Raw genomic sequence first — 2728 nt, 5'->3', positions numbered from 1 at the left:
CGCCTGATCGGCGGCGCCAAGGCCGAGATCGACATGCCGGTTACCGGCATCAAGCCGATCCCGATGCACGCATTCTGGCCGGTCGGGGTGACGACCGCGGTGATCGCGGGCCGCGTGCGCGACCGGCTCGGCATTTGAAAAGGCGCCGCCCGGCTTCAGGCGACGCCTTGCATCATCGGCGGATATAGGGCGTCAGCAACGGCCTTGCTTCCACAGGCCGGGCGGGCACCCGTGACCGCGCCAGCCGACCTTGCGTCCGTGGTGCCATCCCGGCGGCGTGCCATGGTGATGATGGCCCATCGAATGGCCATGGCCATGACCGTGACCATGTCCATGCCCGCCTTTGGCCAGTGCAGGGCTGCTGAGTGTGAAGCCGGCCGCAATGATCAGCGACGCGGCGAGCGCAAGTTTCTTCATATGTCCTCCACTGGGGGCGAGCGCACTTGTCCGTTCAATCAATGAACGGCGCCAAGCTAAGTTCCCTGCGAATGTGGAGGAGTCGTGACGCTCGCGCAGATACGTAATCGCGCGAGCGCTCAACGCGCGCTGGCACAATCCTGCATCGATCGATGCGCTCAGCCTTCCGCGACGGCCTCGGCCCAGGGCTGAAAGATCTCGACCGCGCCGGAATTGGTGTCGCCCACGCGCATCACCACGCTGGGGCAGGCGAATTTCTGCGGCAACGTCTGCACCTGGGTCTCTTCATAGTCGAAGCGCGCGGCCAGCGTCTTGCGCACGTCCTCCGGCAGTCGGGCGTCTCCGATCACGACCGCACCTTCGCTGGCGTCTATGCGCGGCTGGTGGATGGCGGCATCGAGATCCATGCCGAAATCCATCGCGAAGGAGACGAGCTGCATCACGGAGGGCAGAATACGGCGTCCGCCGGAGGCGCCGACGGCGAGGCGCTTGCCATCCTTCGTCTCGGCGATGACGGGCGTGTAGTTGCAAAGACAGCGCTTGCCGGGGGCGAGCGAGTTGGTCGTGCCGGGCGTCGGATCGAACCACATGATGCCGTTGTTCATGGTGATACCGGTGTGCGGTGTCACATATCTCGAGCCGAAGGACGACAGAAGCGTCTGCGTCACCGCCGCGATGTTGCCGTGACGATCGACCACCGAGAAATGCGTGGTGCAGGCCGGCGCCAGATATTCGGCGCCAAGCGAGCGCTTGCCGTCGGCATCGCCCATGTCCTTGAGCCGCTCGCGGAAGGCTGCTTGCAAGGCGAGTGCATATTCGACATAGGCGGTCGCGTCCGGCGCGCTTGCCGGCTTCAGGCTCTGCTGCAACAGGCGCAGCGCATGCGCCATCGTCGGCCCCGCGGTGAGCTCCGGTGTCGCGAACACCTTGCCCTCGCGATAGGGGATCGCCAGCGGCTCGCGCAGATGAGCGCGGAATGCGGCGAGATCCTCCACCGACAGCGATCCGCCATCGGCCTTGATGTCGGAGGCGATGCTCCTGGCGAGATCGCCCTGGTAGAAATCGCGCGGGCCGGCCTCGGCGAGATGCGACAGCGTCGCTTTCAGCGAGTCCTGCGGCAGCCGCGTTTCGGCCTTGATGCCCCATGGCGCGCTCGGCGGCAGGCCGTCTTTCAAATATGCGGCCGCGCTCGCGGGATAGCGTCTGAGATCGGCGGCCGAGCCCGAGATCGTACCCGTGGTCCACCAATCGACCAGCAGGCCTTCGCCGGCGAGCCTGGCTGCCGGTGCGACCAGATCCTTCCACGGCATCTTTGCGTAGCGGCGATGCGCCTCTTCCATTCCGGCAACGACGCCGGGGACGGCAATCGAGCCGGGGCCATGGATGTTGCGATCATCCTTGACCCGCGGCCAGGGGAAGAGATCGGAAGCAGCGCCTTCGCCGCTGAGCGGATAGTCGGCAGCACGCAGGCTCTGCGGCGCGCACATACCGTAATCGATCACCTCGGTGCGATTTTCCTTGGCACGGTAGAGCACCATCGCACCGCCGCCGCCGATGCCGCTGTTCCAGGGCTCCAGCACGTTCAGCGCCATGGTGGTTGCCACGATCGCGTCCACGCAGTCGCCGCCCGCCGCCAACACCTGCGCTCCCACTTCGGCCGCCCGCCGCGATTGCGAGGCGACGATGCCGCCCTTGGACGTGACGGCGGGCTTGCGGATGGTTTGGTTGAGGCTGAACTGATGAGGCATGATGTCGCTTGATGTTCTGTGCTGGCTTCGTTGCGCTGACTTGCTCCGCGATTGGCGGAGCGCGCGGACAATGGCACATTGCCGACAACGAGAACATCGAAAGGGAGGCGCGACATGGCTGGTGTGAAACAGGCGCGGGAGGGCGCGGTCGGGATCCTGACGCTCGACGAGCCGGCAAGCCTGAACGCGATGACGCCGGACCTGCTCGGCGCGCTCGCGGACGCCATCGGCGAGATGACCGAGGACGAGGGGATTCGAGCCTTGATCCTCACCGGCGCCGGGCGCGGTTTTTGCTCAGGGCAGAATTTGAAGGCGTCGGAGGCGCTCGGCGAAGACATCGCGGCCGGTGTCATGCGCTTCTACTGGCCGACCTTCAAGGCGTTGCGTGAATGCCGGGTACCTGTTGTCGTGGCAGTCAATGGCGTCGCCGCCGGCGGCGGCTTCAGCCTGGCGATGGCCGGCGACATGATCGTCGCGGCCCGGTCGGCGAGCTTCATCCAGGTGTTCAGCCGCATCGCTCTGGTGCCGGATCTCGGCTCGACCTGGCTGCTGCCGCGGCTGAT

3 protein-coding genes and 1 pseudogene are annotated in these 2728 nt (G+C 66.1%); 2 read left to right on the top strand and 2 right to left on the bottom strand.

Annotated elements, in window-relative coordinates:
* Window positions 1-138, top strand: a pseudogene (locus MOV75_RS33620) (FAD-dependent oxidoreductase); the annotation flags it as partial.
* 54 nt (window positions 139-192) lie between these two features.
* Here MOV75_RS33620 and MOV75_RS33615 read toward each other — a convergent pair.
* Together MOV75_RS33615 and MOV75_RS33610 are read right to left on the bottom strand one after the other, a co-directional pair.
* A complete protein-coding gene (locus tag MOV75_RS33615; RefSeq protein ID WP_246922593.1) occupies window positions 193-417 on the bottom strand; it encodes a hypothetical protein in 225 nt (74 codons plus the stop codon).
* Window positions 418-575: 158 nt separating this feature from the next.
* Window positions 576-2165 carry a gamma-glutamyltransferase family protein gene (locus MOV75_RS33610; RefSeq protein ID WP_246922590.1) on the bottom strand — a complete coding sequence of 530 codons (1590 nt, stop codon included), beginning with the start codon at window positions 2163-2165 and terminating at the stop codon, window positions 576-578.
* Window positions 2166-2279: 114 nt separating this feature from the next.
* Here MOV75_RS33610 and MOV75_RS33605 point away from each other — a divergent pair.
* Window positions 2280-2728, top strand: a 449-nt coding sequence (locus MOV75_RS33605) for an enoyl-CoA hydratase-related protein (RefSeq protein WP_247007483.1), incomplete at its 3' end; no start/stop codon positions are given.

Origin of the sequence: Bradyrhizobium sp. PRIMUS42 (genome assembly GCF_023006515.1) — a bacterium.
Classification (GTDB): domain Bacteria; phylum Pseudomonadota; class Alphaproteobacteria; order Rhizobiales; family Xanthobacteraceae; genus Bradyrhizobium.
The sequence above is the reverse complement of the archived record's forward strand: the minus strand, read 5'-3'. Positions and strand labels throughout refer to the sequence as shown.